The sequence below is a fragment of the Streptomyces sp. NPDC040622 genome, from assembly GCF_055593965.1.
The window spans coordinates 426,322-453,085 of the sequence record NZ_JBVIXD010000007.1; the positions used below are offsets into that span (position 1 = coordinate 426,322).

Genomic DNA, 26,764 nt, shown 5'->3' on the forward strand with positions numbered 1-26,764 from the left:
ACAGACTCTTGAATTCGTCAGACCTAATGGGTTTCAGTGACGTGAACAACCGACCGATGTCGATGAAGACAGCGAGGCAGGACGCGATGCAGGAACGGCGCACCCCCCACGTCGTCGTAGTCATGGGCGTGGCAGGGACCGGCAAGACCACGATCGGCCCCCTCCTCGCGGACCGGCTCGACGTGCCCTACGCCGAGGGCGACGACTTCCACCCGCCGGCGAACATCGAGAAGATGTCCTCCGGCACACCGCTCACCGACGACGACCGGTGGCCCTGGCTCGACGCCATCGGCGCCTGGGCCCACGGACGGGCCGGGCTCGGCGGGGTGGTCAGCAGCTCCGCGCTCAAGCGGAGCTACCGCGACCGGCTGCGCGCCGCGGCTCCCGACATCGTCTTCGTGCACCTGACGGGTGACCGCGAGCTCATCGAGGACCGGATGTCGCACCGGCAGGGCCACTTCATGCCGACCGCGCTCCTCGACTCCCAGTTCGCCACGTTGCAGCCCCTCGGGGCGGACGAGGCGGGCGTGGACGTCGACGTCGCCGGCACTCCCGAGGAGATCACCGCCCGGGCCGTCGCGGCCCTGCGCCCTCTCGCCGCCGCCTGACACGGCCGCGGGACCGCACCGCACCTTCACCGACCCCACGTACAAGGAAACGACCGTGACCAGTCTCAGCGTCGAGATGCTGGCAGCGGACCCCGTCGAACCGATCACCTCGGCGGGCCACGCCCAGCTGGGGATCGCCGTCCTCGCGGGCATCGCCGTCATCGTCCTGCTCATCACCAAGTTCAAGCTGCACGCGTTCCTCGCGCTGACCGTCGGGTCGCTCGCGCTCGGGGCCTTCGCGGGCGCACCCCTCGACAAGGCCATCACCAGCTTCACCGGCGGGCTCGGCGACACCGTCGCGGGTGTCGGTGTGCTCATCGCGCTCGGCGCGATCCTCGGCAAGCTGCTCGCCGACTCCGGGGGCGCCGACCAGATCGTCGACACGATCCTCGCCAAGGCGGGCGGTCGCGCGATGCCCTGGGCGATGGTCCTCATCGCCTCGGTGATCGGTCTGCCGCTCTTCTTCGAGGTCGGCATCGTGCTGCTGATCCCGGTCGTCCTGATGGTCGCCAAGCGCGGCAACTACTCGCTGATGCGGATCGGCATCCCGGCGCTCGCCGGTCTCTCCGTGATGCACGGGCTCATCCCGCCGCACCCCGGTCCGCTCGTCGCGATCGACGCGGTCAAGGCCAACCTCGGCGTCACGCTCGCGCTCGGCGTCCTCGTCGCCATCCCGACGGTGATCATCGCGGGCCCGCTCTTCTCGAAGGTCGCCGCCCGCTGGGTGGACGTACCGGCCCCCGAGAAGATGATCCCGCAGCGGCCCTCCGAGGACCTGGCCAAGCGCCCGGGCTTCGGCGCCACGGTCGCCACCGTGCTGCTGCCCGTCGTCCTGATGCTGGCCAAGGCGCTGGTGGACATCGTGGTCGACGACCCCGGCACCACCGTGCAGCGGGTCTTCGACGTCATCGGCTCACCGCTGATCGCGCTGCTCGCGGCCGTGATCGTCGGCATGTTCACGCTGGGCCGGGCGGCCGGCTTCACCAAGGACCGCCTGTCGACCACCGTCGAGAAGTCGCTCGCCCCGATCGCGGGCGTGCTGATGATCGTGGGTGCGGGCGGCGGCTTCAAGCAGACGCTCATCGACGTCGGCGTGGGCCAGATGATCCTGGACTTCTCCAAGGACTGGTCGATCCCGGCACTGCTCCTGGCCTGGCTGATCGCGGTGGCCATCCGGCTCGCGACGGGCTCCGCGACGGTCGCCACGATCTCCGCGGCCGGCCTGGCGGCGCCGCTGGCCGCCGACATGTCGACCTCGCACACGGCGCTCCTCGTGCTCGCCATCGGCGCCGGTTCGCTCTTCTTCTCCCATGTGAACGACGCCGGATTCTGGCTGGTGAAGGAGTACTTCGGCCTGGACGTCGGCCAGACGGTCAAGACGTGGTCCGTGATGGAGACGATCATCTCGGTGGTCGCGGGAGGCCTGGTCCTGATCCTGTCACTGATCATCTAGCGAAGCCGCGGCCGCACTGAGGACGGTCCGGTGCGGCCGCGGCACGCAGCCGGCCGGACCGAGGCACATCCAGCACGGTCAGGCCACATCCAGCACGGTCAGGCCATATCCAGCCCGTCCGGCGCTTGAGGACGAACTCGGCGAAGCCGGTGACATGACCGAGCCCCGCCCCCCGTCACGCCCCCGGCGAGCCCGACGCCTTCTCGAGCTGGAACGCCTCGTTGCCGAGCCCGATGCGGGCGTGCGCGGCGGGATTCCGGGAGCGCAGGACCGCGCCGTGGACGACGCCGATCAGCGCCGCGGCGAAGATGACGCCGGGCAGCACCCAGCTCAGCGTGGAGCCCTCGCCCGCGCCGACCAGGACATCGAAGTCCTTGACCGTGTAGCCCGCGATGACGAGCAGGCCGACCGTGGCGAGCGCCGACGCCGTGATGCGCCAGGCCTGGGCGCGCGCGGCGCCGCGCCGGGCGAAGAAGGCGATGACGGCGACGGACGCGGTCGCCATCAGCAGGATCACGCCGAGCGCGCCGATGTTGCCGCCCCAGGTGAACAGGTGCAGGACGGGCGCGGTGGGGTCGCCCGCCTTGCCGTCGTCCGCGACGGCGAAGCCCACGACGACCACGACGGAGATCGCGGTCTGCAGCAGCGAGCCGGTGCCCGGGGCGCCGGTGGAGGTGTTGGTGCGGCCGAACGCGGCGGGCAGCAGTCCCTCACGGCCCATCGCGAAGGCGTACCGCGCCACGACGTTGTGGAAGCTGAGGATCGCCGCGAACATGCCGGTCACGAACAGCACGTGCAGGACGTCGGTGAAGGTGGACCCGAGCCGGGACTCGGTGAGACCGAAGAGCAGCCCCGCGCTCTGTTCCTGGGCCGCGGGCACGATGCCGGAGGGCCCGGCGGCGACCGTGAGCGCCCAGGAGCTGAACGCGAAGAAGACCGCCACGAAGCCCACGGCGAAGAACATCACGCGGGCGACGACGACCTGCGGCCTGCTGGTCTCCTCGGCGTACACGGGGGCCTGCTCGAAGCCGGTGAAGGCGGCGATGCAGAAGCAGAGCGAGGTGGCCACGCCCGCGCCGGTGAGCGTGTCGGGGTTGAACGCGTGCAGCGACAGGCCCTCCTTCGCCGGGTCGACGACGGCGGCGATGTCGAAGATGACGACGAGCGCCACCTCGATGAGGAGCAGCACACCGAGCACGCGCGCGTTCAGGTCGATCTTCAGCCAGGCGAGGACCGCGACGACGGCGACGGCGACGAGCGCCGGGATCCACCAGGCGACGTCGACCTCGAGGTAGGTCTGCAGGAGCCCGGACACCTCGAAGCCGAGCAGCCCGTACAGGCCCGCCTGCAGGGCGCTGTAGGCGACGAGCGCGACGAGTGCGGCGCCCGCGCCCGCGGTGCCGCCGAGGCCGCGGGATATGTAGGCGTAGAAGGCGCCGGCGTTGTGGACGTGCCGGCTCATCTCGGCGTATCCGAGGCTGAAGAGCGCGAGGACGACACCGAGGATGAGGAAGAGCAGCGGCTGGCCGACGACGCCCATGACGCCGAAGGTGGTGGGCATGACGCCGGCGACGACCATCAGGGGGCCGGTCGCGGCGAGCACGGAGAGCAGCAGGCCCGCGGTGCCGAGCCGGCCCGCGCGCAGCGCCCGCTCCTGCCCCTTGTACGTGCTGATCCCGCTGTCACCCGTGGGGCCGCCGGGTGATCTGGTGCCGCTGGGGCTCGAACTTCCCGTCGCCATGGCGCGGTTGTCCTTTCGGAGGTGCTGATCGGGGACGATTCTCAGGCCGAGCCGAACGCGGTGGCCCGCGCGGCGGCGAACGCCTCGTACGGGTCCCGGTCGGGGTAGGACCAGGGGGCCGGGGTCGCGTGCCGTCCGATGCGGTGGAAGAGCGCGGCGGCCTCGGCCGCCCTGCCCTCGCAGGACTTCGCGTGGGCAAGGAAGTTCAGGTCGACCTGGCAGCGCGGATGGCCGGGGCGGTCGGGCGACACCCACTCCAGCCACCAGTCGAAGGCGGCCTTCATGACCCCGCGGGCGCGTCGGCCGACCCAGTGCCCGGACGCGGCCGGGTCCGGCGTCTCGAGGCCCGCGGTGGCGAGGACGCGGTAGCGCTCGGCGTGCGCGACGACGGGGAGCACCGCCAAGGGCGAGTCGGCGGGCGCCTGTTCGGCGGCCCAGGACGCGAAGTCGTACACCTCGTGCATGGGGTCCTGGCCCGCACCGGGACGCCGTTCGGCGAGCCGGGCGACCATCAGGTGGTGGGCGTGGTGGTGTCCGGGGTGGCGGTGGCGGATCTCGTCGAAGAGGCGTACGACGTCCTCCTCCCGGCCCAGCGAACGTTCGAGCAGGAGCAGCGCGAGCCAGGGAGTGGGGTCGGCGGGGACGCGTGCCGCCGCGTCGCGGCACTTGGCACGCGCCTTGTCCGAACGTTCCTTGCCACGCAGCGCCTTGTGCACGGCGGCGAAGACGAGCAGCACCTCCGCGTCGTGGCTCTCGGGCTCGGCGAGCCGCCAGTCGCGGGCCCACGCGGTGGTGGTGGGCTCCTGCCCGAGCACGTCGAAACGGTGTCCCCTGCGGTCCCAGTCGTCGCCGGTGGCGGCGAGCAGCGCGCGGACCTCGCTCCAGCGGCCCTGCGCCAAGGCCCCTCGTGCGGTGACGAGTTCGGCGTCGTCGAGGGCGGCGTCGAAGCTGTGGCCCGCCGCCTTCTTGCGGGAACGGCCCAGTGGGGGCGGGGGTGGTGACACCGCGGGACGTCCTCCCCGGCGCGGCTTGCGTACGGATGATCACGCACAGCAAAGCGGTACGCACCGCTCCACGTCAAGGCCCGGTGGTTCCACCGCCTTCACCAACTCATTTCAAAATCGGCAGACTTCGCCCCTCACCTGCGAATACCTCTCTTCACCGAAGGCCCGCTCGAATCCCGCTCAATTCACCGCGCGGGCCGCGGCACGGCCCGCCGTGCGCCCCGAGAAGAGGCAGCCGCCGAGGAAGGTGCCTTCGAGCGAGCGGTATCCGTGCACTCCGCCGCCGCCGAACCCGGCGGCCTCCCCCGCCGCGTACACACCCGGCAGCGGCTCGCCGCCCTCGGCCAGGACGCGCGAGGAGAGGTCGGTCTCCAGGCCGCCGAGGGTCTTTCGGGTGAGGATGTTGAGGCGCACGGCGACGAGCGGGCCCGCCGCGGGGTCCAGGATCCGGTGCGGGGCGGCGGCCCGGATGAGGCGGTCGCCGAGGAACTTGCGGGCGCCGCGGATGGCCGTGACCTGGAGGTCCTTGGTGAAGGGGTTGGCGATCTCACGGTCGCGCGCGGTGATCGTCCGGTGCAGGGCGGCCTCGTCGATGAGCGGCTCCTTGGTCTTCGCGTTCATGCCGCGCACGAGGGCGCCGAGGTCCTTCTCCACGACGAAGTCGACGCCGTGGTCCATGAACGCCTTGACCGGGCGCGGCACTTCGGCGCGCGCCCGGTCGATGACGCCGCGCACGGACTTGCCGGTCAGGTCGGGGTTCTGCTCCGACCCGCTGAGCGTGAACTCCTTGCCGATGATGCGCTGGTTGAGCACGAACCACGTGTAGTCGTAGCCGGTCTTCATGATGTGGTCGAGGGTGCCGAGGGTGTCGAAACCGGGGAAGAGCGGCACCGGCAGGCGGTCGCCGCGGGCGTCGAGCCACAGGGACGAGGGACCCGGCAGGATGCGGATGCCGTGCCGGTCCCAGATGGGGTTCCAGTTCTCGATGCCCTCGGTGTAGTGCCACATGCGGTCACGGTTGATCAGGCGCGCCCCGGCGTCCTCGGCGATGCCGAGCATCCTGCCGTCCACGTGCGCGGGCACCCCGGAGATCATCTTCTCGGGCGGGGTGCCGAGTCGCGCGGGCCAGTTGGCGCGTACGAGGTCGTGGTTGCCGCCGATGCCGCCCGAGGTGACGATCACCGCCTGGGCGCGGAGCTCGAAGGTGCCGGTCACCGTGCGTCCACTGGCCGTGCCGCGCTCGGCGGCGGAGGGTTCGAGGATCTCGCCGGTGACCGTGTCGACGCTCCCGGCGCTGCGGCCGAGGCCCGTGACGCGGTGCCGGAACCTCAGCTCGACCAGGCCGCGCGCGACGCCCTCGCGCACCCGCCGCACGAACGGCGCGAGCAGCCCCGGGCCCGTTCCCCAGGTGATGTGGAAGCGGGGCACCGAATTGCCGTGGCCCTGGGCGTCGTAGCCGCCGCGCTCGGCCCATCCGACCACCGGGAAGAACCGCACGCCCTGCCCGTGCAGCCAGGAGCGCTTCTCGCCGGCCGCGAAGTCGACGTACGCCTCGGCCCACTTGCGCGGCCAGTGGTCCTCCGGCCGGTCGAACGCCGCCGTGCCCAGCCAGTCCTGGAGGGCGAGCGCGTGCGAGTCCTTGATCCGCAGCCGCCGCTGCTCCGGCGAGTTGACGAAGAAGAGCCCGCCGAAGGACCAGTGCGCCTGACCGCCGATGGACTGTTCGGGCTCCTGGTCGACGAGGACGACCCGGCGCCCCGCGTCCACGAGTTCCGCGGTCGCCGCGAGTCCGGCGAGCCCCGCCCCGATCACGATCACATCTGCGTCGTACGCCATTGAGGTCGTCCTCCTCGACAAGGTCCCGCAAGGTTACCGGCGGGTCAGATCCCGGACAGGTCAGATCCTGAACAGCTCCGTGACGCACGTCAACCGACAGAGTGGAGGAATGCGTCAACCTCCGGGGCGCGGGGTGGGCGGATCGCCGCTATCGTCGGCCAAGTCACCCTTTGCCGCCCCGGCTTGCCGATCTCCGGCGCAGGGGCTCCCGTCCCCGTCCCCAGGTGTATGACGTGTCGGTTCTGGTTCTCGCCCTCGCCGTCGGCGCCGCCTGCTGCCTCGGCCTCGGCTTCGTCCTCCAGCAGAACGTGGCGCGGCACGCACCCCTGGGCGACTTCCTCTCGCCCCGGCTGCTGCTCGACCTGGTGCGGGTGCCGCGCTGGCTTGCCGGGATCGGCCTGATGGCGTGCGGGATGGCCCTCGGCGCGGTCGCCCTGGGGCACGGGGAGGTCTCGCTCGTCGAACCGCTCCTCGCCACCAACCTCCTCTTCGCCCTCACCCTCTCCCGCCACCAGACCAAGCAGCCGCTCGGCCGCCAGGGGTGGGCCGGGCTCGCGCTGCTCGCGGGCGGCGTCACGGCGTTCATCGTGGCGGGCGAACCGCGCGGCGGCGACGCGGTCACCGATCCGGTGCGGCACTGGCTGATCATCGGCGTGATGGTGGGCGCCGCGCTGCTCCTGACCGCGTGCGCGAAGCGGTCCCGGCTCGGCGCGGGACCCGTCCTCCTCGCCCTCGCGGCGGGGCTGCTGTACGGCGTGCAGGACGCGCTGACGCGGGTGAGCGGGCAGCGGCTCTCCGAGGGCGGCATCGCCGCGCTGCTCACGGGATGGCAGCCGTACGCGGTGCTGGTGCTCGGCGTGACCGGGCTCGTCCTCGTCCAGAGCGCGTTCGAGACGGCACCGCTGCGGATGTCGCTCCCCGCCCTCACCGCCGCCCAGCCGCTGGCCGGGATCGCGTGCGGCGTCGGCTTCCTCGGCGACCGGCTGCGGGCGGACGCTGGGGCGCTGGCGTGGGAGGCGGCGGGGCTCGCGGCGATCGTGGCGGGGGTGGTGCTGCTGGGGCTGCATCCCGCCATGCCTGGCGCGGGGCGCGGGCCGGAACGGGTGCTTCTTCAGCGGCGATGAGGGGTGGGGCGGCGATGAGGGGCTGAGGCCTGCCGCCGGCCGCGCCGGGCTCGTCCTCCATCGCCGGACGGGCCTCAGCTACCTGCACGGACAGGCTCCAGGCGCCTCCTCGGACGGGCTCCGGACACCTGCTCGGACGGGTTCCGGACACCTGCTCGGACGGGCTCCGGACACCCGCTTCAGAGTCTGCGTCCCGTCGTCGCTCGCGTTTTAATAATGGGCAGCATTAGAATGGGTGCATGGCCAGAACATCGGGTTCCGACACCCGGGAGAAGCTCATCCGTGCGGGCGAGGAGGTCTTCGCCGCACAGGGCGTGGACGGGGCCCAGCTCAGGGACATCGTCCGGCTCGCGGGCCAGAGCAATCCGTCCGCCGTCCAGTACCACTTCGGCTCGCGCGGCGGTCTGCTCGACGCCGTGATGGCCGAGCGCCAGCGCCGCACGGAGCAGGTGCTCGCCGCCGAGCTGGAGCGCGCCGGGGACGCCGCCGCCGATCTGCGCGGGCTGCTCACCGCCCTGATGAACGCCGAGGCCAGCGAGTTGCGCACGGAGCGGGGGCGGCGCTGCCTGCGTGTCTCGGCGCAGCTCAGCCACGAGAGCGGCGTACGCACCCGCACGCCGCACCCCACCCTCGACGGCACCGTCTACTGGACGCTGATCGGGCGGATCGAGGACTGCATGGCCCGCCTTTCGCCCGCGCTCCCCGAGCCGATCCGCCTGGAACGCCTCGACCTCGCGCTCACGATGATCGGCGCCGCCCTCGGCGACCGCGCCCGGCAGTACCTGACCGGCAGCACCCCCCTGACCGGCGAGGACGTCTTCCTCGCCGATCTCGTCGAGACCTCCGCAGCGCTGCTGCGGGCCCCGCAACCCACCCTTGGAGACCCCTCATGACCCAGCACGACCTCACCGGGCGGACCGTCATCATCACCGGCGCCGCGCGCGGGCTCGGCGCGGAGGCCGCCCGTCAGGCCATCGCCGCGGGCGCCAACGTCGTCCTCACCGACGTGCTCGACGAGGAGGGCGGGGCCACCGCCGCCGAGCTCGGCGAGCGGGCCCGCTTCGCACACCACGACGTCACGTCCGAGGAGGACTGGCAGCGCGTCGCCGACCTCGCGGTCGCCGAGTTCGGCGGCATCCACGGCCTGGTGAACAACGCCGGCATATCCACCGGCCAGTTCCTGGAGTCGGAGTCCGTCGAGCACTTCCGCAAGGTCCTCGACATCAACCTCACCGGCGTGTTCATCGGCATGAAGACCGTCGTGCCCGCCATGAAGGAGGCCGGCGGCGGCTCGATCGTCAACATCTCCTCCGCGGCGGGCCTGATGGGCCTCGCGCTCACCGCCGGGTACGGCGCATCCAAGTGGGGCGTGCGCGGGCTCACGAAGATCGGCGCGGTCGAGCTCGGCACGGCCCGCGTGCGCGTCAACTCCGTCCACCCCGGCATGACCTACACCCCGATGACCGCCCAGGTCGGCATCGAGAAGGGCGAGGGCAACTACCCGAACACGCCGATGGGCCGGGTGGGCGAGCCGCACGAGATCGCCGGCGCCATGATCTTCCTGCTCTCGGACGCCGCGTCCTACGTGACCGGCGCGGAGCTCGCCGTCGACGGCGGCTGGACCGCGGGCCCCACGGTCAAGTACGTCATGGGGCAGTGAGACGGCCCCTCGTGGGCAGGGGGACAGCGGGGCAGCTGGCCGGTGGGGCGGTTCCGCCCCCTCACGATCTTGTTCGGGGACGTGGGGTTGGATGGTCGGCATGACTGATTCCGCCGCCGGTCCTTTCGACCCCCGCGAAGAGATCCTCGCCGTCGTCGACGAGCACGACGAGGTCGTCGGCGAGGCCCCGCGCGCCGAGGTGTACGCGCGGGGCCTGCGTCACCGCTGCGTGTTCGTCCAGGTGCGGGAGGCGCGGGGCCGGGTCTTCGTGCACCGCCGCACCCCGGTCAAGCTGGTCTTCCCCTCGCTGTACGACATGTTCGTGGGCGGTGTGGTGGGGGCGGGCGAGTCGTACGACGACGCGGCGCTGCGCGAGGCGCAGGAGGAGCTGGGCGTCGAGGGACTGCCCCGGCCCACGCCCCTGTTCAAGTTCCTCTACGACGACGGCGCCGGGCACTCCTGGTGGTCCTCCCTCTACGAGGTGCGCTGCGACCTGCCGGTGAACCCGCAGGTCGAGGAGGTCGCCTGGCACGCGTTCATCACCGAGGAGGAGTTGGAGGAACGGCTCGGCACGTGGGAGTGGGTACCGGACGGACTCGACGCCCACCACCGCCTGAGGGCCTTCCGCGCGAGCTGATCACCACGGCTTATGGTGCGGCCGTGAGCAACTTCGTACAAAGCCTTCGCCTGTGGTTCGCCCCCGAGCGCATCCGCGAGGAGGGTGACACCCCCGACTACCGCTTCTCGCTCGCCAACGAACGCACCTTCCTGGCCTGGCTGCGCACCGCCCTCGCGCTGATCGGGGGCGGCTTCGCCGTCGACCAGTTCCTGCCGGACCTGCGGTGGGGCTGGCGGATCGGGCTCGCGCTCGCGCTGCTCGGCGCGGGCGTGCTCAGCTCGCTGCGCGCGGTCAACCACTGGGTCCGCTGCGAGCGCGCCATGCGGCGCGGCGCGGACCTGCCGGCCAGCCGCTTCCCCATGGTGCTCAGCCTGGCGGTGGCGGTGGTCGCGCTCGCCATGGTGGTGGTCGTGCTGTTCGGGTGGGAGGGGTGAGGGGTGAGGGTGGTCAGGCCCTTCGGGTGGGCGGGGTGACAGGAGTCGCGCTCGTCGGGTGGCAGGAGTGACGGGGGCGCCGGCCACGGTTCGTGATCCCGGGCTCCAGCCGGAACGGACGCGGCTCGCCTGGCGGCGTACGACACTCTCCTTCACGGTCGCCGCGGTGCTCGCGGGGCGCGCGGTCCTGCACGGCGGGGCGACCGCGACCGGCGTTCTGGCCTGCGCCCTGTGCCTGCTGCTCTGGCTCGGTTTCCTCGCGGTCGCACATCGCAGGATGGTGGCGCTCACCGGGACCAGGCCCCGGGCACTGACGGCCGGAGGCGCCCGCACGGCGGCCCTGTGCACGCTCGCCCTCGCGGTGTGCGCGGCGGCGATGGTGTTCTGAGGGGGCGTCGGGGGGGGGCTCGGCGCGGTGCGAGTGCGGCGGGGCCGGGACGAGCGCGGCACGGAGGCCCGGCCGAACGGGCGCGGCGTGGAGGTGACGGGCCGACCGCAGGCCGGTCGGGTGCGCCGGGTCGGCCGGACGCGACGCGGGGATGAGGAGCCGGGCACGACCATGACGGACCACGGCGGTGAGAGGTCCCGCCCGAACGTGCCGGACCGCAGACGTCAGGGGCGCGGCGCGACCGTGCCGGCCCGGCCGGACGCGGAGCGGATGCACCGGGCCTGCCGGATGCACCGGGTCTGCCGGGCCTGCCGGGTCTAGCGGGTCTAGCGGACGCACCGGACGCGCCGGACGCGCCGCCGGCGGGGGTGACGGGCCGACCCACAGGAGGCAGCTGCGCCCACCCCACCGCACGCCCTGTCAGTCCTCCCAGGCCACCGTCACGACCACCTTGCCGCGGGTGCGGCCCTCCGCGCTCAGGCGGTGGGCCTCGGCGGCCCGTTCCAGGGGGAACGTCTCGTCGACGTGGACGGTCACGACGTCCTGTTCCACCAGCTCGGTCAGGCGTTGCAGGTCGGCGGCGTCGGGGCGGACGAAGCAGTAGTGGCCGCCCAGGCCGACCACCTCGCTGTCGGCGATGGACGCGAGCCGGCCGCCGGGCGCGAGCAGGTCGGCGGACGCCTTGAGCGTGTCGCCGCCGATCGTGTCGAAGGCCGCGTCGACGCCCTCGGGGGCGAGCGCGCGGACCCGCTCGACCAGGCCGTCCCCGTAGGTGACCGGTTCGGCGCCGAGCTCCCGCAGGAAGTCGTGGTTGCGTTCGCTCGCCGTGCCGATGACGCGGGCGCCCGCGTGCCGGGCGAGCTGCACCGCGATCGAGCCGACACCGCCCGCCGCCGCGTGCACGAGGACGACGTCCCCCTCGGTCACCGCCAGCGCCCCCGTGACCACCTGGTAGGCGGTGAGACCGGCGAGCGGCAGGCCCGCGGCCTCCTCGAAGGTGAGGTTGCGGGGCTTGCGGGCGAGGGTGCGCACGGGCGCCGCGACGTACTCGGCGAAGGTGCCGCGCGAGAGGAAGTCCTCCCGTACGTAGCCGATGACCTCGTCGCCGACGGCGAACTCGGGTACGGAGGCGCCCGGTTGCACCACGACGCCGGAGACGTCCCAGCCGGGGATCACGGGGAAGACCGGGTCGAGGGCGCCGTCGAGGTACCCCTCGCGGCACTTCCAGTCGACGGGGTTCACGGCGGCGGCCCGCACCTTCACCAGGACGGAGTCGGGGCCGACCTTGGGGTCGCGCACCTCGCCGTACTCGAGGACTTCGGGTCCGCCGTAGCTGCGGTAGCTGATCGCCTTCATGGGAGTCGCCTTCGCGGAGGTCGGGGGGGAACAGGAGAACGGGGAGAACGGGGAGAACGGGGAGAACGGGGGAACGGGGGAACGGAGGAACACCGCCGGGAGCGACAAGGGTCCCATAACGGAATTAACGGGGCATCGGGGGCTAGCCTGAGAGGGTCAACCCCTCCCGGCAGTCACAGAAGGTGCGCGTCATGACCACGCTCCACCACGAACACCCGGTGCACGACCACGTCCACGGCCCGGCCTGCGGTCACCCCGAGGTGCCGCACGGCGACCACGTCGACTACGCGCACGACGGCCACATGCACCGTCTGCACTCCGACCACTACGACGAGTGCGAGCCGACCGGCCACACCGCGCACCAGGGCCACGACCACCGGCACGGGGACGGCTGCGGCCACGACGCCGTCACGCACGGCGACCACGTCGACTACCTCCACGACGGACACCGGCACGCGGAGCACGACGGCCACTGGGACGACCACTAGGGCCCGTCTTCACACCCCTGGCCCGGCCTCGCCGCGTCAGGCCTCGCGACGCGGCCCGCGTCTTCCCCCGCACCGCCGCCGACTGGCAGGCTGGTGCGGGGGATCACTCCTTTTCCGGGTCCTTTCCCGATCTTTTCCGGACCCCGGGGCGGGGCAGCCTCTGGACGACATACCGACTGGTCGGCATCATGTGGGGGGACAGCCACCTCCCGTCCGATCAGGAGCGCATGATGAGCTCAGACCACCCGCCCGGCCTCGACCTGGACCAGTTGCGCGGCCATCTCGACCGCGAGCGGCCCGGCCTGGTCGGCGGACCGCTCACCGCCCGGCTCATCGAGGGCGGCCGGTCGAACCTCACGTACGCGGTCACGGACGGCGCCTCGCGCTGGGTGGTGCGGCGTCCCCCGCTGGGCCACGTCCTGGCCACCGCGCACGACATGAAGCGCGAGTACCGGGTGATCGAGGCCCTGCACCCGACGGACGTGCCGGTGCCCGCTCCCCTGCTCCTGGGCGAGGCGGCCGAGGACAACGCGGCCCTCGGGGCGCCGTTCTACGTGATGGAGTTCGTCGACGGGACGCCGTACCGCACCGCCGAGGAGCTCGCCCCGCTCGGCCCCGACCGCACCCGCGCGGCGGTGCTCGGACTCGTCGACACCCTCGTCGACCTGCACGCCGTGGACCCCGCCGCGGTCGGGCTCGCCGACTTCGGTCGCCCCGAAGGGTTCCTGGACCGGCAGCTGCGCCGGTGGGGCAAGCAGCTGGACGCGTCCCGCAACCGCGAGCTCGCCGGCATCGACGAGCTGCACGCGGCGCTCGGGCGTGCGCTGCCAGACTCCCCCGCGGCGACCGTCGTGCACGGCGACTACCGCCTGGACAACGTCCTGATCGGCGACGACGACCGGATCAAGGCCATCCTCGACTGGGAGATGTCCACGCTCGGCGATCCGCTCACCGACCTCGGCCTGCTCGTGATGTACAGCGCGAAGCTGGAGGTGGCCGAGTCCCCCGTCAGCACCACGTCGGGCGCGGCGGGCCACCCCGACCCGGCCGAGCTGATCGAGCGGTACGCCGCGCGCTCGGGGCGCGACGTGTCGGCCGTCTCCTGGTACACGGCGTTCGCCTGGTTCAAGCTCGCCGTGATCCTCGAGGGCATCCACTACCGCTACACGCTGGGCCAGACGGTCGGCGCGGGTTTCGACCGGATCGGCGAGCTGGTGCCGGTGTTCATCGAACACGGCCGCCACACGCTCCAGGGACGACAGGAAGGCTGAGACAGCGCCATGGACTTCGCATTCGACGCCCGCACCGAAGAGCTGCGCGAGAAGCTGCTCGCCTTCATGGACGCGCACGTGTACCCGGCCGAGGCCGTCGCCGACGAGCAGCGCGCCGCGCTGGACTCGCCGTGGGACACGCCCGCCGTGGTCGGGGAGCTGAAGGCCGAGGCCCGCAGGCAGGGCCTGTGGAACCTCTTCCTGCCGGACGCCGAGCACGGCGCCGGGCTGACCAACCTCCAGTACGCGCCGCTGGCCGAGATCACCGGCCGTTCCCCGCAGCTCGCGCCCACGGCGCTGAACTGCGCGGCGCCCGACACCGGCAACATGGAGGTGCTCGCACAGTTCGGCACCGACGAGCAGCGAAAGCGGTGGCTGGAGCCGCTGCTGGCCGGTGAGATCCGCTCGGCGTTCGCGATGACCGAGCCGGAGGTGGCCTCTTCGGACGCCACGAACATCACGACGGTGATCGAGCGGGACGGTGACGACTACGTCATCACGGGCCGCAAGTGGTACATCTCCGGCGCGATGAACCCCGACTGCAAGATCTTCATCGTGATGGGCAAGACCGACCCGGACGGCGCCGACATCCGCCGCCAGCAGTCCATGGTGCTGGTCCCGCGCGACGCCCCGGGCCTCGAAGTCCGGCGCGCCATGCGGGTGTACGGGTACGAGGACCACTACCACGGCGGGCACGCCGAGGTCGTCTTCGACCGCGTCCGCGTCCCCGCCTCGCACCTCGTCGGCGAGGAGGGCGGCGGCTTCGCCATCGCCCAGGCGCGGCTCGGGCCCGGCCGCATCCACCACTGCATGCGGCTGATCGGCATGGCCGAGCGGGCCATCGAGCTGATGTGCGCGCGGGCGGTGTCGCGCACGGCGTTCGGCAAGCCGCTGGCGCAGCAGGGCGTCGTGCAGGAGTGGATCGCGGACGCGCGGGTCGCCGTGGAGCAGCTGCGGCTGCTCGTCCTCAAGACGGCCTGGCTGATGGACACGGTCGGCAACAAGGGCGCGCACACGGAGATCCAGTCCATCAAGATCGCGACGCCGCGCGCGGTGGTCGACATCCTGGACCGTGCGGTGCAGCTGCACGGCGCGGGCGGCGTCAGCCAGGACTTCCCGCTGGCCGAACTCTGGGCGGCCGCGCGGACGTTGCGCCTGGCCGACGGTCCCGACGAGGTGCACCAGCGCTCCCTCGCGCGACGGGAGCTGAAGAAGTACCGGTGAAGTACCGGTAGCCGCGCGGGGCGCGTGTGCCCTGGGGCCCGCCCCCGCGCACCTCCTCCGGTCGTCGCCGCGGAGCCCGGGCTCGGCGGCAACGACCGGAGGGCGGGGAACTGCGTGCGCGAGACGCGGAGTGCGGCGGAGCGGGAGACGGCGGTGCGGGCCGTCGCCGGGCGCCGGGCCCCCACGGGTCCGGCCGCGCTGCAGCGGCGGCGCGGCGAATGCCGCGGTGGCGCACTGGGCGCAGCGCCGGGCTGGCTGGCTGGCTGGCTGGCTGGCTGGACGGGCACTACGCCACGCGGCCCACCGAGCACCCCCAGTGGGGACCGGACCAGGAGCTGACGTAAAGCCGCGGGCATCCCCCGGGACGCGGCCGACGCGGCCTGGCAGCTCCTGCCCGGCGGGTTCGACTCGCAGGGTGGGCTGAACGACGAGGCCGCCGCCGCCCACGCGAGCATGGAACAGCTGCTCGTCACGCACGGCCACGAGGACGCCGACTGAGGCCTGCCGGCCCGGTCACCCGCTCATCTCACGGCCGCAGCGCCCGCAGCAGCAGGTCGGCCAGGTGGTCGGCGACCTGCTGCCGGGTGAGCGGTCCTTCGGGGCTGTACCAGGTGGAGAGGTGGTGGACCGAGCCGAAGTGGTAGTCGACCACGAGGTCCGCCGGGGTCGCCGTGGAGAAGACGCCCGACTCCTGACCCTCCTCGATGAGGGCCCGGAAGCGCTCGTGGTAGCGGCGCCGCTCGGCGCGGACCTGCTTGTTCTTCTCCGGGCTGAGGTGGTGCATGGAGCGGAAGAAGATCGAGGCGTCGTCGAGGTTGTCGATGGTGGTGACCACGACGTCCGCCGCGGCGTCGCGGACCCGCTCGGCGACCGGTGCGTCCGAACCCGCGATGGCGTCGAGCCGCTCCTGCTGGACGCGGAGCATGCGGGCGTAGACCTCGTGCAGGAGGTCGTCCTTGGAGCCGAAGTAGTGGTAGAGCGCGCCCTTGGTGACGCCGGCCGCCTCCACGATCTCCTGCACCGACGTGCGGTCGTAGCCCTGGTCGGCGAAGAGCCGGGTGGCGGCGGCGAGGAGCCGTTGCGGGACGGGCGTGCCGTCACCGTCCGTCGTTCGGGCCACTGCCGCCACCTGCCTTTCGCGTCACTTGCTGTTCCGTGCGCGGGAACGCAGTTCCCGCCGGAGGATCTTCCCACTTGTCGTCTTCGGCAACTCCGCGAGGACCTCGACCTCGCGCGGGTATTTGTACGCGGCCAGCCGCTCCTTGCAGTACGCGGTCAGCTCGTCGGGTCCGGCGTCGCCGCCGGGACGCAGGCTGACGTACGCCTTGACGCTCTCGCCCCGGTAGCTGTCGGGGATGCCGACGACGGCCGCCTCGCGCACGGCGGGGTGGCTGTAGAGGACGTCCTCCACTTCGCGCGGCCACACCTTGAAGCCGGACGCGTTGATCATGTCCTTCTTGCGGTCGACGACGTAGAGCCAGCCGCCCGTGTCCATGAAGCCGATGTCGCCGGTGCGCAGTTCGCCGTCGGGGAAGGTGTCGGCGGTGGCGTCGGGCCGTCGCCAGTAGCCGGGCACCACCTGCGGGCCGCTGACGACGATCTCCCCCTGCTCGCCGAGGGGGACCTCGTGGCCGAGGTCGTCCACGATGCGTACGACCGTCTCGGGACCCGGGACGCCGACGGCGAGGGTGGCGGAGACCGGGTCGACCGGTGCCTCCTGTCCGGGCGGCACGGAGGCGCAGGGCGCGGTGCACTCGGTGAGGCCGTAGCCGTTGTGGAGGTAGGGGCCGAAGGAGGCGCGGAACTTCTCCACCAGCGCCGGGGGCAGCGGCGCGCCGCCCGAGGAGATCATCACGAAGGAGTCGAAGTGCGCGCGGGTCACCGAGGGGTGGGCGGCCAGCGCCATGAAGGCGGTGGAGGGGCCGACGGTGTACGCGGGGCGGTGCTCGGCGAACGCGTCGAGGACCACGCCGGCCTCGAAGCGGTAGGCGAGCGCGAGCGTGCCGGCGTTGGCGATGCAGGCGGCGACCTGGGCGACCATGCCGGTGATGTGGAAGAGCGGCGCCATCGCGAAGTAGCAGGCGCCTTCCGCGATGCCGGAGCCGGTGCGCTGGCGTTCGGCGTTGTAGGTGATGTTGCCGTGGGTGTTCATGGCGCCCTTGGGGGTGCCGCTGGTGCCCGAGGTGTAGCTGATGAGCGCGACGTCGGACGGGCCGAGCGTGCGGTCGGCGGGGGCCGGGAGTCCCTGCCGGGCGACGGCCAGCAGGTCGTCGGCGTCGTCGGCCTGCGCCAGGCGCTCGAAGTCGAGGACGCGGGGGTCGTCGCGGGTCTGCAGGTCGAGCTGGCATGCGGTGAGGACCACCTCGACCCTGGAGCCCCGAGAGCCCTGCGAACCGGCCGCGGTCTCGCGCAGGTACGTCTCCCAGGCGCGGTCCGAGCAGATCAGCGCGCTCACCCCGGCGTCCGCCAGGACGTGCCGGACCTCGGCCGCCTTGTACATCGGGTTGACGGGGACGACCGTGGCGCCCGCCTTCCACGCGCCGAGCAGCGCGAGCACGAAGTGCGGGGTGTTCTGCAGGAGGATCGCGACGCGGTCGCCGCGGGCGATGCCGCGTGCGGCGAGGTGTCCGGCGACGGAGTCGCTGAGCTCGTCGGTCTCCCGGTAGCTCAGGCGCCCGTCGAAGTAGGCGAGGGCGGTGTGTCCGGGGGCCCGCGCGACGGCGTCGCGGAAGGCGTGCGGCACGGAGGCGGCGGGGTGCACGGGGCCGCGCTGGGCCTCGTTGAGCCGGGCGAGCCAGGGCTTGGCGGCGTACGGGGATCCGGTGGGGGGAAGGGTGCTCACCGCTCGGTCTCCTCCCACTTCTGCTGGAGGTGGTTCATGCCCGAGAGCCACTTGTCGGGGGTGGCGGACCGCGCCTGGTAGTACGCGGCGACCTCGGGGTGCGGCAGGATCAGGAAGCGGTCCTCCGCCATGCCGGCGAAGAGCGCGGCGGCGACGTCGTCCGGTTCGATCGCGGTGGGCGTGAGCACGAGGTCGCCGGCGGTGCCGGTGGCGGCGAGCATGTCGGTGCGCACGCCCTGCGGGCAGATCGCGTGGACCTTGAGGCCGCGGTGGCGGTACGTGAGCGAGAGCCACTCGGCGAAGGCGTACGCGCCGTGCTTGGTGACGCTGTACGGCGCGGCGCCGATCATGGTGAGCAGGCCGGCCGCGGAGACGGTGGAGACGAAGCGGCCGCCGCCGCGCTCCAGCCAGTCGGGCAGCAGGGCCTGGGCCGCCCGCACGTGTGCCATCACGTTGACGTCCCAGGCCGCGGCCCAGACCTCCTCGGGCGCGGCCTCGCTGCCGCCGGAGCCGAGCCCGGCGTTGGCGCAGTACACGTCGACCGTGCCGCCGAGCGCCTCGCGGGCCTCGGGCACGACCACGGACGCGTCGCCCGGCACCGCGATGCCGCCCACCTCGTCGGCGACGGCCTTCGCCTTGGCGCCGTCCAGGTCGTTGACGACGACGCGCGCTCCTTCTTCGGCGAAGCGGCGGGCGAGTGCGGCCCCGATCCCGCCTCCCCCGCCGGTGACGACGACTCCCTTGTCCTGCAGGGTCTCCACGATGGTTCTCCTTCGGCCCGCGGCTCGGCTTCGCTGGCAGACTAACCAGTCGGTATGTCGTGGCGAAAGGGGTGCGCGCGGGCCGGGTTCGTTCGTCCGCGGGGCACGGGGCACTAGCGTGCGGAGCCATGAACCTCTCCAGGCGAGGGCTGCTCGCCGCGACCGCGGGCACCGCGGGCACCTTGCGCACCGCGATGGTCCCGCCCGCCCCGGGAGCCCCATCCGCCCCGGCGTCCCGGACGCGTACCGGCTTCGAGCGCCTGGCCGACGACGGCTACGCGCTCCTGGCAGGGCGGCGGATCGGCGTCGTCACCAACCCCACGGGCGTGACCCGCGACGCCCGCCACATCGTGGACGTCCTGCACGCCGACGCGCGCGTGGACGTGGTCGCGGTGTTCGGCCCCGAGCACGGCTTCCGCGGCACCGCGCAGGCCGGCGGGTCCGAGGGGCGGCACGACGACCCGGCGACCGGACTGCCCGTGTACGACACGTACCGGAAGAGCGGCAAGGAGCTCGCGGAGACCTTCGCGGGCTCGGGCGCGGACACCCTGGTCTTCGACATCCAGGACGTGGGCGCCCGCTTCTACACGTACATCTGGACGCTGTACGACTGCATGGTGGCCGCGCGGCGCGCGGGCCAGCGCTTCGTGGTCCTGGACCGGCCGAATCCGGTGACGGGCCGGGAGGCCCGCGGACCGGTCCTGGAGCGGAAGTTCGCGAGCTTCGTGGGGCGGGAGCCGATCGCGCAGGCCCACGGGATGACGGTCGCGGAGCTGGCCCTGCTCTTCAACGGGGAGTTCCTGGAGCGCCCGGTCGAGCTGGAGACCGTGCTGATGCGGGGCTGGCGGCGCGCCGACTTCTTCGACGCGTCGGGCCTGCCGTGGGTGCCGCCGAGCCCGAACATGCCGACGCCCGACACCGCCCTGGCCTACCCGGGCACCTGTCTGTTCGAGGGCACGAACCTGTCGGAGGGGCGCGGCACCGCCCGCCCCTTCGAACTGCTCGGCGCGGCGGGCATCGACCGGCGGTGGGCCGCGGAGCTCGCCGGACTGGACCTGCCCGGCGTGCACTTCAGGGAGGCCTACTTCTCCCCCACCTTCTCCAAGTTCGAGGGGAAGACCGTCGGCGGCGTCCAACTCCACGTCCACGACAGGGAGTCGTACGACCCGGTGCGCACCGGCATCGCGCTCCTGGTGACGGCGAAGAAGGTGTGGAGCGGCTTCGCCTGGCGCTCCGACCACTGGATCGACAGGCTGACGGGGTCGGCGCGGGTGCGCACGATGATCGACGCCGGCGCGGGCCACGACGAGGTGGCGGGCGCCTGGCAGGACGGCCTCGACCGCTTCCGCGCGGTGCGCCGGAGGTATCTGCGCTACGCGTAGGGCCCGTGCGTCAGGGCGCCCGCCGGACTCTAGCCGCGCACGCTCGCGTGCAGGATCCTGGCCAGCTCGCGGGGCTGGGAGAACATCGGCCAGTGTCCCGTGTCCATCTCGACGAGCCGCCAGCGCTCGCTCTTGAGCAGCTCGGCCACGTCGTCGTTCGGGTCCTCGCCGTCGAGCAGACACTTGATGTAGGTCGCGGGCAGCTCGCCGAGGTTGCGTTCCAGGACGGCGGGCTCGGTCAGGCTGGCGCCGGGGTGCGGGGTCGAGCCGCTGGCGATGCGGGCGACCTGCTCGCTGTCCAGGCCCTGCCCGTCGAAGTCGGCCGCGTTCAGGGGCGACCAGTAGCCCTCGCCCTCGGCGAGCTGGGCCTCGAAATCCGGCTGGCCCCGCCACCACAGGGAGGCGAAGGACTCGCCGTCGACGGGGACGCCGGCGTCGACGAACACGACACGGTGGAGCCGGTCACCGATCCGCTCGGCGGCCTGGCCGACGGGGATGCCCGCGTAGCTGTGCCCGACCAGGACGACATCGCGCAGGCCGAGGCGCTCGACCTCCTCGACGACGTCCCGCACGTGGGTCTCCTGACCGGCCGGCACGTCCTGCTTGTCGGCGAGGCCCGACAGCGTCAGCGGGTGGGCGCCGTGTCCCGCGTTCCGCAGGTCCAGCGCCACGTCCTCCCAGGCCCACGCGCCGAGCCACGCTCCTGCCACGAGAATGAAATCCGCCATGGCGCAGAACGTACACGTCCCGGCCGTGGCGGGGCAGACCCCTCGGCCCCCTGACGGACCCGCGAACGGCCCGGTCTCAATGACCGAGACGCCCCGTCCCAGGTATTGACTGGCCCATACATCCACCATGAGAGTGCCGCTCGTGCACAGCGAAGCGACAGCAAGCGAGAAACAGCAGGTCCAGGATGCGGACGGCAGCCCGGAGAGCCTGCGCCGGGTGGCGGTGGCGTCCTTCATCGGGACGGCCATCGAGTTCTACGACTTCTACATCTACGGCACGGCGGCCGCCCTCGTCCTGAACGAGGCGTTCTTCCCGACCCTCGACCCGGTCAACGCCACCCTCGCGTCGTTCTCGACGTACGCGGTGGCGTTCGCGGCCCGGCCCATCGGCTCGGTGATCTTCGGGCACTTCGGCGACCGGGTGGGCCGCAAGTCCGTCCTGGTGGCCTCGCTGCTCCTGATGGGCCTGTCGACCGCCCTCGTCGGACTCCTGCCCGGCTACGGCACCTGGGGCATCTGGGCGCCCCTGCTGCTCATCCTGCTCCGCTTCCTCCAGGGCATCGGGCTCGGCGGCGAGTGGGGCGGCGCGGCGCTGCTCGCGGTGGAGCACGCGCCGAGGAAGAAGCGCGGACTGTACGCGGCCTTCCCCCAACTCGGCCCGTCGGTGGGGTTCTTCGCTGCCACGGGTGTCTTCTGGCTGCTCTCGTCCGCGCTCTCCGACGACGCGTTCCGCTCGTGGGGCTGGCGCGTGCCGTTCCTGCTCTCCTTCCTCCTCGTCGCCGTCGGCCTGTTCGTGCGGCTGCGGATCAGCGAGACGCCGGTCTTCGCGAAGGTCATTCAGGCGCAGGAGGCCAGCAAGGTGCCCACGCTCGACGTGCTGCGCCGCCACCCCCGCGAACTGCTGCTCGGCGCCGGCGGCATGGTCGTCGCGTACGGCCTCTTCTACACCGCCACGACCTACTGCCTCGCCTACGCCACCGGCACCCTGCACATCTCCCGCAACACGATGCTCGGCCTCTCGATGGTGGCGTGCCTCTTCCTCGCGGCCGGCACCTGGCTCGCCGCGACGCGCTCCGACGGGGCGGGGCGGCGCAGGCTGGTCCTCGCGGGGACGGCGCTCGCGGTGGTGTGGGGGCTCGTGCTCTTCCCGCTCCTGGACACCGAGCAGCCGGTGCTCGTCGCGCTCGCGATCGGCGGCGCGCTGTTCTGCATGGGGGTGGTCTACGGCCCGATGGGCGCCTACCTGCCCGAGCTGTTCGCCACCAGCGTGCGCTACTCGGGCGCCTCGCTCGCCTACAACCTGGGCGGTGTCCTCGGCGGCGCGGTCTCGCCGCTGGTGGCGACCCGACTGCAGTCGGAGTTCGGTTCCTCGTCGGTGGGCTGGTACGTGAGCGCGATGGCCGTCGTCTCCCTGCTGTGCGTGCTCGGGCTGCCGGAGACGCGGGAGCGCGAACTCGCCTGAACCGCGCGCGGCAGAAGCGACCTGACCGGCGGGAGGGCAGAACGTGCGCGGCATCTGGCCAGGTGGCCCGGGCCGCAGGACCATACCGGCGTGGAGCCCTACTGGGAATTGACCTTCGACGCCGACGGCGACGTCGACACCGCGCAGCGCGCGCAGCTGCTGGCCGGCGCGGAACGTGAGAACGTGACCGATCTGCTGGTCTTCGCGCACGGCTGGAACAACGAGAAGAAGGACGCGCGCAAGCTGTACCAGCGCTTCTTCGCGCCCTGCCAGGACCTCGCGGGGGCCGGGGTGCGCCTCGGCTACGTCGGGGTGCTCTGGCCCGCCATCCGCTTCCCCGACGAACCGATCCCCGACCTCGACCCGTCGGCCGCCGCCGTCGCCGCCACCCCACCGGGCGAACCCGTCCTGGACGCGGCCACCCGGCAGGCGCTCGACCGCGCCTTCCCCGACCACGCCCAGACCCTCGACCGGATCGCCGAACTCCTCGCGGAGCGCTCCCAAGTACCCTCGCGCGTCTACGAGTTCGGCAGGCACGTCCGTGAACTGGTCTCCCTGCGCGAGACGCATCCGGCGCGGCACTTCGGCCAGGACACCGGCGCGGGCGAGCCCGCCATGCTCACCGACGACGCCGTCCAGGTCTGCGAGATCTTCGCCGCCGCGCGCGCCGACATCGGGGATCCCGCCCTGCTCGGACGGCTCCGCGAGCGACTGTGGGACGGCGCGCACGAACTCCTGCGGCAGGGCACGTACTACGCGATGAAGCGCCGGGCCGGCGCGGTGGGGCAGCTCGGGCTCGGGCCCGCGATCGGGCTGCTAGCCGCCGACGTGCCCACGATCAAGGTGCATCTCATCGGGCACAGCTTCGGCGCCCGCCTCGTCTCGTACGCGCTGCGCGGCATGCCCGCGGACGTGCGCGCGGTGAAGTCGGTGACGCTGCTGCAAGGGGCCTTCTCGCACTACACGTTCGCCGAGCGGCTGCCGCACGACACGTCGCGGGGCGGCGCCCTGCACGGCATGCAGCACCGCGTCGACGGCCCGCTGGTCTCCTGCCACTCCCGCTTCGACGACGCGCTGGGGCGGATCTACCCGCTGGCTTCGAAGCTGGCCGGCGACTCGTCGGGCTTCCTCGACCTGTGGGAGCGGTGGGGCGCCATCGGCTACAACGGCGTCCGTTCCGTGACCGGCACCAAGCGCATCAAGCTGGGCCAGAAGATACCGGCGAAGGGGTGCGTGAGCCTCGACGCGGCGTCGGTGGTGCGGCGGGGCGGCCCGCCCTCCGGGGCGCACAGCGACGTGTGCCACGAGGAGCTGGCACGGGTCGTGTTCGCCGCGGGGCGGATCGCGCGCGCCTAGGGCGCGACGCACCTGGGCCGCGCCCGGGGCCTGTCCGGCGGACAGGCCCCGGGCTGCCGGAACGGTGGCCGGCTACTCGCGGTGTCGCGGGAATTCCACGACCTGCTGGTACGTCGGGCGGTTCTGCCACTGGATCGGCTTGTGCGTGATGCCGCCCAGCGCCCGGTGGACGACCGAGTCCGCGCACCACTGGTCGCCCGCCTTGCACGCGTCGTCACCGGGGTAGACCTCGGTGGCGGGCTTGGCGACGGCCCGGGCGAGCGTGCCGAGCAGGGCGTCGCGGCAGGCGTCGAGCTTGCCGTCGCCGCAGTAGGACTCGGCGAGCTCGCCCCGCACGGGCTGTCCGAGGACCTTGCGCAGGTCCTTGTCGGCGTAGCCCCACCAGCCGTACTGGAAGGCCGATCCGGCGTGCGCCCCGGTGGGCCCGTGCCCGGCCGATGGCGCCTCGTCGGTGGCGAGCTGGGACGTGAGCGCGTCGTAGAGGTCCGCACCGAGTCCGGGCTTGAACTCGGCCTCGACGAGCAGCGGCCACCAGGCGTCCATGACGCGCACGGCGTCGGGGTGGGCGTAGGTCCTGGAGCCCGCCGACGTCTGGTTGCGCTGTGTGCCCGCCTTGCGCCAGGCCTCCAACTGCTGCACGGCCTTGGCCAGTTGCGGGTCGGTGACCGGCTTGCTGCGCAGCACCTTGAGGAGCTCGGGCAGTACCTGCTCGCCGCGCAGGTCGGTGACGGCCGCCTCCGACATGGCCTGGGTGAGCGAGGCGCGGGTGACGCCGCCCTCCTCGGTGAGCTTCTTGACGCGCCCGTCCAGCAGGTCACCGCGGTGCACGGCGCTCACGCCGAATCCGGCGGTGCTGAAGTCCTTGGCCTGTTTGTTGTTCCAGGAGATGTAGTAGTCCTGGTTGACGGACTGCGGGTGCTCGGCGGGCGGGGTCTGCGCCGAGGTGTTGTCGGCGGGGTCGAAGTCCCGCCACTCATTGGCCTGTTCGGCCTTGACGGGCAGGGCGGGGTCGATGTTCTCGGCGCGCTCGGGGTTGGCGCCGCTGTTGTAGTACGCGATGTCGCGCGAGTCTGCGTAGAACCAGTTGAACGCGTAGCTGATGTGCTGCGCCGCTTTCTTGAACGTCGGGACGTCCTTGACGTACGTGGGGTCGTTCAGCATCTGGAAGCCGATGATCGAGTCGGCCTCGTGGCGGTAGGTGGAGCGCAGCGAGACGTAGGCGACGGGCTTGCCCCCGGCGCTCGCGCGGTGTGTGACGACGCCGTACTTCGTGCGGAAGACCTGCATGCGGTAGGAGCCGGCGGCCGTGGAGTCGGCGAGCGTCGGCTTCCAGGCGTTCTTGCGCTCCAGCTTCTCCATGGGCGTGCACGTGCCCTGGTAGAGATAGCCGGTGGACTGCTTGGTGGGCGTGCCGCCGCCCGGCTCGCACAGCTCGACGGCGTAGGTGTCCGTGATGTCCTGCCCGGCGGAGGTGGCCGACCACGCGTAGTCCTGGCCGCGCCCCAGCTGGACGTACATCCCGACGCCCGCGAAGGAGACGCCCCGGGCGCTGATGCCGGGCCCCTGGAGCTCCTGCTGCATGAGGAGCTGCGGTGCGAAGTAGCCGGTCTGGGGGCCGAAGACGGCGACGGGGTTGCCGCTCGCGGTGTGCTTGCCGGAGACCAGCAGCGCGTTGGACATGCCCTTCTTGTGGCCGTCCCGGCGGAAGAGGTCCGAGGGCAGCACACCCTTGTCGTACATGCCCTGGAGCGGCTTGAGCTTCTTGGGCGCCCGCACCGGGTCCTTCGCGCCGGTCCTGGCGCCGCCCTCGCGGTCGTACACGAGCTGTTCGCGCTCGACCGAGCCGGCGTCGGGCATCGCGGTGCCGCGCGCCGTGTCCGGCTTGCCCGCGTAGGGGAAGCTCGTGCCGTCGTGGATGGTCTGGACGGCCTCGGGGTCGTTGCGGGCGCGGAAGGACTCCCAGACCTTCGTGCCCTTCTCCACGCCGTACTTCTCCTGGGCCTTGAGCAGGGAGACGGCCGACTCGACCTCGCCGCCGCCGCCGTTGCCGAAGAGCCCGCCGACCACGGAGGCCAGGGCGATCATGTCGGTGATCTTGAAGGGTTCGATCTCGCCGGCGTTGGTGATCGCGTCGATCTTGCCGGTGAGGACGTACTCGCCGGGGAAGTAGCGGCCGTTCTTGGACTTCACGCGGTAGGCGTTGAGACCGTCGATGTAGGCCTGCGCGTCCTCCATCGCCTGCTTGCCGCGCTCGCCCTGGGTCGACCTGATGTACTCGACCTGCTTCTCCAGGTCCTCTTCGGTGTACGGGGCCTGCGGCCAGAACTGCTGCTCCAGGCCCTGGTTGGCGAGTGCGCCGCCCGCGAACGACGTCAGCTGTCCGCGCCCGATGTGCCGGAAGAGGTCGATGAGCCAGAGCCGGTCCTGTCCCGCGGCGAAGCCCGCTCCGTACTCGGTGCCGTAGCGGGTGGTGCCCTTGATGTGCGGGATGCCGTACTTCTTGTCGCGGGTGATCGTCACGTCGTCGCGCGGCTTGGTGACGGAGGCGACCTGGCCTTCGCCCACCCCGAACGAGGCGTCGTTGAAGAACTCGGTCAGCCGGTCGTCGGTGAGCGAGGGATAGCCGGAGGAGAGCGCGTCGTAGGGGCCCAACTGGTCGTCCGCGTGCGCGGGTTGGGTGCCCAGGAGCCGGTGGGCGAGGATCTCCGCGAGCGTCGCGCCGCCGTTCGCGCCGGGCGGCAGGACGTCCGCGCACTGGCCCGCGCAGTAGTCCGTGGCCTCCTGTCCCGGGGCCGGCTCGCGCGCGGCGGCCGCGGCGCCCGACTGGGGCGCGAGGAGGCCGGCGGCGAGCGCCAGCGCCGCTCCCGCCGTGAGAGTTCTGAGCCTGACGTTGCGTCGTCGCATGGGTGCTCCTCCGGGTCCTGCGGAAGGCCGATGCGGCGGAGGCTACTGGCGGGTTGGCGAACCCGAAAGATGAACATGCGTCGCCTTTTCCGAATCACCACAACGCGCCCCCCTTGTGTCTGC

Annotated in this window: 23 protein-coding genes; 14 read left to right on the forward strand and 9 right to left on the reverse strand. The window is 72.4% G+C overall.

Annotated features, from left to right (window positions below; genetic code table 11):
* The first annotated feature begins 86 nt into the window (after positions 1-86).
* Positions 87-608 (forward strand): gluconokinase, encoded by a 522-nt coding sequence (locus ACZ592_RS22485; protein WP_471583510.1) that lies wholly within the window; start codon positions 87-89, stop codon positions 606-608.
* Between the two features lie 55 nt (positions 609-663).
* Positions 664-2,061: a GntT/GntP/DsdX family permease gene (locus ACZ592_RS22490; RefSeq protein ID WP_471583360.1), complete on the forward strand. Its 1,398-nt coding sequence runs from the start codon at positions 664-666 to the stop codon at positions 2,059-2,061.
* Between the two features lie 175 nt (positions 2,062-2,236).
* Here the strand turns inward: ACZ592_RS22490 and ACZ592_RS22495 are convergent, their stop codons facing one another.
* The 3 genes from ACZ592_RS22495 to ACZ592_RS22505 all read right to left on the reverse strand — a co-directional run bounded on the left by ACZ592_RS22495 (position 2,237) and on the right by ACZ592_RS22505 (position 6,642).
* Positions 2,237-3,802: an APC family permease gene (locus tag ACZ592_RS22495; protein ID WP_471583361.1), complete on the reverse strand. Its 1,566-nt coding sequence runs from the start codon at positions 3,800-3,802 to the stop codon at positions 2,237-2,239.
* Positions 3,803-3,843: 41 nt separating this feature from the next.
* Complete coding sequence (locus ACZ592_RS22500; protein WP_471583362.1) at positions 3,844-4,806, reverse strand: hypothetical protein; 963 nt, start codon at positions 4,804-4,806, stop codon at positions 3,844-3,846.
* A gap of 180 nt (positions 4,807-4,986) precedes the next feature.
* A complete protein-coding gene (locus tag ACZ592_RS22505) occupies positions 4,987-6,642 on the reverse strand; it encodes an FAD-binding dehydrogenase (protein WP_471583363.1) in 1,656 nt (551 codons plus the stop codon).
* A gap of 233 nt (positions 6,643-6,875) precedes the next feature.
* Here ACZ592_RS22505 and ACZ592_RS22510 point away from each other — a divergent pair, with 233 nt between their 5' ends.
* From ACZ592_RS22510 to ACZ592_RS22535, 6 genes are all read left to right on the forward strand, one after another.
* Complete coding sequence (locus ACZ592_RS22510) at positions 6,876-7,766, forward strand: DMT family transporter (protein ID WP_471583364.1); 891 nt, start codon at positions 6,876-6,878, stop codon at positions 7,764-7,766.
* 239 nt (positions 7,767-8,005) lie between these two features.
* On the forward strand, positions 8,006-8,659 hold the full coding sequence (locus ACZ592_RS22515; RefSeq protein ID WP_471583365.1) for a TetR/AcrR family transcriptional regulator: 654 nt from the start codon (positions 8,006-8,008) through the stop codon (positions 8,657-8,659).
* Positions 8,656-9,426 carry a glucose 1-dehydrogenase gene (locus ACZ592_RS22520; protein ID WP_471583366.1) on the forward strand — a complete coding sequence of 257 codons (771 nt, stop codon included), beginning with the start codon at positions 8,656-8,658 and terminating at the stop codon, positions 9,424-9,426. Before ACZ592_RS22515 ends, ACZ592_RS22520 begins: the two co-directional genes overlap by 4 nt.
* A gap of 100 nt (positions 9,427-9,526) precedes the next feature.
* Positions 9,527-10,063, forward strand: a complete 537-nt coding sequence (locus ACZ592_RS22525) for an NUDIX hydrolase (protein ID WP_471583367.1) — start codon at positions 9,527-9,529, stop codon at positions 10,061-10,063.
* A gap of 23 nt (positions 10,064-10,086) precedes the next feature.
* The gene (locus tag ACZ592_RS22530; protein WP_471583368.1) at positions 10,087-10,479 is read left to right on the forward strand and encodes a YidH family protein; all 393 of its coding nucleotides are present in this window, start codon (positions 10,087-10,089) and stop codon (positions 10,477-10,479) included.
* A 58-nt stretch (positions 10,480-10,537) separates the two neighbouring features.
* Positions 10,538-10,867, forward strand: coding sequence for a DUF202 domain-containing protein (locus tag ACZ592_RS22535; RefSeq protein ID WP_471583369.1), 330 nt, complete (start codon positions 10,538-10,540; stop codon positions 10,865-10,867).
* Positions 10,868-11,287: 420 nt separating this feature from the next.
* On the opposite strand, the gene ACZ592_RS22540 is transcribed toward ACZ592_RS22535, so the two are convergent.
* Entirely contained in the window at positions 11,288-12,223 is a 936-nt protein-coding gene (locus ACZ592_RS22540; protein ID WP_471583370.1) for an NADP-dependent oxidoreductase, read from the reverse strand.
* Positions 12,224-12,414: 191 nt separating this feature from the next.
* On the opposite strand from ACZ592_RS22540, the gene ACZ592_RS22545 reads away from it, so the two are divergent.
* From ACZ592_RS22545 to ACZ592_RS22555, 3 genes are all read left to right on the forward strand, one after another.
* Positions 12,415-12,711, forward strand: a complete 297-nt coding sequence (locus ACZ592_RS22545) for a hypothetical protein (protein ID WP_471583371.1) — start codon at positions 12,415-12,417, stop codon at positions 12,709-12,711.
* 230 nt (positions 12,712-12,941) lie between these two features.
* Complete coding sequence (locus tag ACZ592_RS22550) at positions 12,942-13,982, forward strand: phosphotransferase family protein (protein ID WP_471583372.1); 1,041 nt, start codon at positions 12,942-12,944, stop codon at positions 13,980-13,982.
* 9 nt (positions 13,983-13,991) lie between these two features.
* On the forward strand, positions 13,992-15,206 hold the full coding sequence (locus tag ACZ592_RS22555) for an acyl-CoA dehydrogenase family protein (RefSeq protein WP_471583373.1): 1,215 nt from the start codon (positions 13,992-13,994) through the stop codon (positions 15,204-15,206).
* 526 nt (positions 15,207-15,732) lie between these two features.
* Here the strand turns inward: ACZ592_RS22555 and ACZ592_RS22560 are convergent.
* Genes ACZ592_RS22560 through ACZ592_RS22570 form a run of 3 tightly spaced genes read right to left on the reverse strand, consistent with a single transcriptional unit; the run spans position 15,733 to position 18,812 of the window.
* On the reverse strand, positions 15,733-16,326 hold the full coding sequence (locus tag ACZ592_RS22560; RefSeq protein ID WP_471583374.1) for a TetR/AcrR family transcriptional regulator: 594 nt from the start codon (positions 16,324-16,326) through the stop codon (positions 15,733-15,735).
* A gap of 21 nt (positions 16,327-16,347) precedes the next feature.
* Complete coding sequence (locus ACZ592_RS22565; protein WP_471583375.1) at positions 16,348-18,048, reverse strand: class I adenylate-forming enzyme family protein; 1,701 nt, start codon at positions 18,046-18,048, stop codon at positions 16,348-16,350.
* Positions 18,045-18,812: an SDR family oxidoreductase gene (locus ACZ592_RS22570; protein WP_471583511.1), complete on the reverse strand. Its 768-nt coding sequence runs from the start codon at positions 18,810-18,812 to the stop codon at positions 18,045-18,047. Before ACZ592_RS22570 ends, ACZ592_RS22565 begins: the two co-directional genes overlap by 4 nt.
* Positions 18,813-18,937: 125 nt before the next feature.
* Here ACZ592_RS22570 and ACZ592_RS22575 point away from each other — a divergent pair, with 125 nt between their 5' ends.
* Entirely contained in the window at positions 18,938-20,191 is a 1,254-nt protein-coding gene (locus ACZ592_RS22575) for an exo-beta-N-acetylmuramidase NamZ family protein (RefSeq protein WP_471583376.1), read from the forward strand.
* Between the two features lie 29 nt (positions 20,192-20,220).
* Here the strand turns inward: ACZ592_RS22575 and ACZ592_RS22580 are convergent, their stop codons facing one another.
* Positions 20,221-20,919: an alpha/beta fold hydrolase gene (locus ACZ592_RS22580; protein ID WP_471583377.1), complete on the reverse strand. Its 699-nt coding sequence runs from the start codon at positions 20,917-20,919 to the stop codon at positions 20,221-20,223.
* A gap of 127 nt (positions 20,920-21,046) precedes the next feature.
* On the opposite strand from ACZ592_RS22580, the gene ACZ592_RS22585 reads away from it, so the two are divergent.
* Complete coding sequence (locus ACZ592_RS22585) at positions 21,047-22,381, forward strand: MFS transporter (RefSeq protein ID WP_471583378.1); 1,335 nt, start codon at positions 21,047-21,049, stop codon at positions 22,379-22,381.
* A gap of 90 nt (positions 22,382-22,471) precedes the next feature.
* Entirely contained in the window at positions 22,472-23,737 is a 1,266-nt protein-coding gene (locus tag ACZ592_RS22590) for a serine-threonine protein kinase (RefSeq protein ID WP_471583379.1), read from the forward strand.
* Positions 23,738-23,809: 72 nt separating this feature from the next.
* Here the strand turns inward: ACZ592_RS22590 and ACZ592_RS22595 are convergent, their stop codons facing one another.
* Positions 23,810-26,641 carry a penicillin acylase family protein gene (locus ACZ592_RS22595; RefSeq protein ID WP_471583380.1) on the reverse strand — a complete coding sequence of 944 codons (2,832 nt, stop codon included), beginning with the start codon at positions 26,639-26,641 and terminating at the stop codon, positions 23,810-23,812.
* Between the last annotated feature and the right edge of the window lie 123 nt (positions 26,642-26,764).

What these genes read in the sequence shown, in the direction of transcription:
- ACZ592_RS22485 (WP_471583510.1), top strand. Translation starts at nt 87, where the DNA reads ATGCAGGAACGGCGCACCCCCCACGTCGTCGTAGTCATGGGCGTGGCA.
- ACZ592_RS22495 (WP_471583361.1), bottom strand. Translation starts at nt 3,802, where the DNA reads ATGGCGACGGGAAGTTCGAGCCCCAGCGGCACCAGATCACCCGGCGGC.
- ACZ592_RS22505 (WP_471583363.1), bottom strand. Translation starts at nt 6,642, where the DNA reads ATGGCGTACGACGCAGATGTGATCGTGATCGGGGCGGGGCTCGCCGGA.
- ACZ592_RS22515 (WP_471583365.1), top strand. Translation starts at nt 8,006, where the DNA reads ATGGCCAGAACATCGGGTTCCGACACCCGGGAGAAGCTCATCCGTGCG.
- ACZ592_RS22520 (WP_471583366.1), top strand. Translation starts at nt 8,656, where the DNA reads ATGACCCAGCACGACCTCACCGGGCGGACCGTCATCATCACCGGCGCC.
- ACZ592_RS22525 (WP_471583367.1), top strand. Translation starts at nt 9,527, where the DNA reads ATGACTGATTCCGCCGCCGGTCCTTTCGACCCCCGCGAAGAGATCCTC.
- ACZ592_RS22540 (WP_471583370.1), bottom strand. Translation starts at nt 12,223, where the DNA reads ATGAAGGCGATCAGCTACCGCAGCTACGGCGGACCCGAAGTCCTCGAG.
- ACZ592_RS22545 (WP_471583371.1), top strand. Translation starts at nt 12,415, where the DNA reads ATGACCACGCTCCACCACGAACACCCGGTGCACGACCACGTCCACGGC.
- ACZ592_RS22550 (WP_471583372.1), top strand. Translation starts at nt 12,942, where the DNA reads ATGAGCTCAGACCACCCGCCCGGCCTCGACCTGGACCAGTTGCGCGGC.
- ACZ592_RS22555 (WP_471583373.1), top strand. Translation starts at nt 13,992, where the DNA reads ATGGACTTCGCATTCGACGCCCGCACCGAAGAGCTGCGCGAGAAGCTG.
- ACZ592_RS22575 (WP_471583376.1), top strand. Translation starts at nt 18,938, where the DNA reads ATGAACCTCTCCAGGCGAGGGCTGCTCGCCGCGACCGCGGGCACCGCG.
- ACZ592_RS22580 (WP_471583377.1), bottom strand. Translation starts at nt 20,919, where the DNA reads ATGGCGGATTTCATTCTCGTGGCAGGAGCGTGGCTCGGCGCGTGGGCC.
- ACZ592_RS22585 (WP_471583378.1), top strand. Translation starts at nt 21,047, where the DNA reads ATGAGAGTGCCGCTCGTGCACAGCGAAGCGACAGCAAGCGAGAAACAG.
- ACZ592_RS22595 (WP_471583380.1), bottom strand. Translation starts at nt 26,641, where the DNA reads ATGCGACGACGCAACGTCAGGCTCAGAACTCTCACGGCGGGAGCGGCG.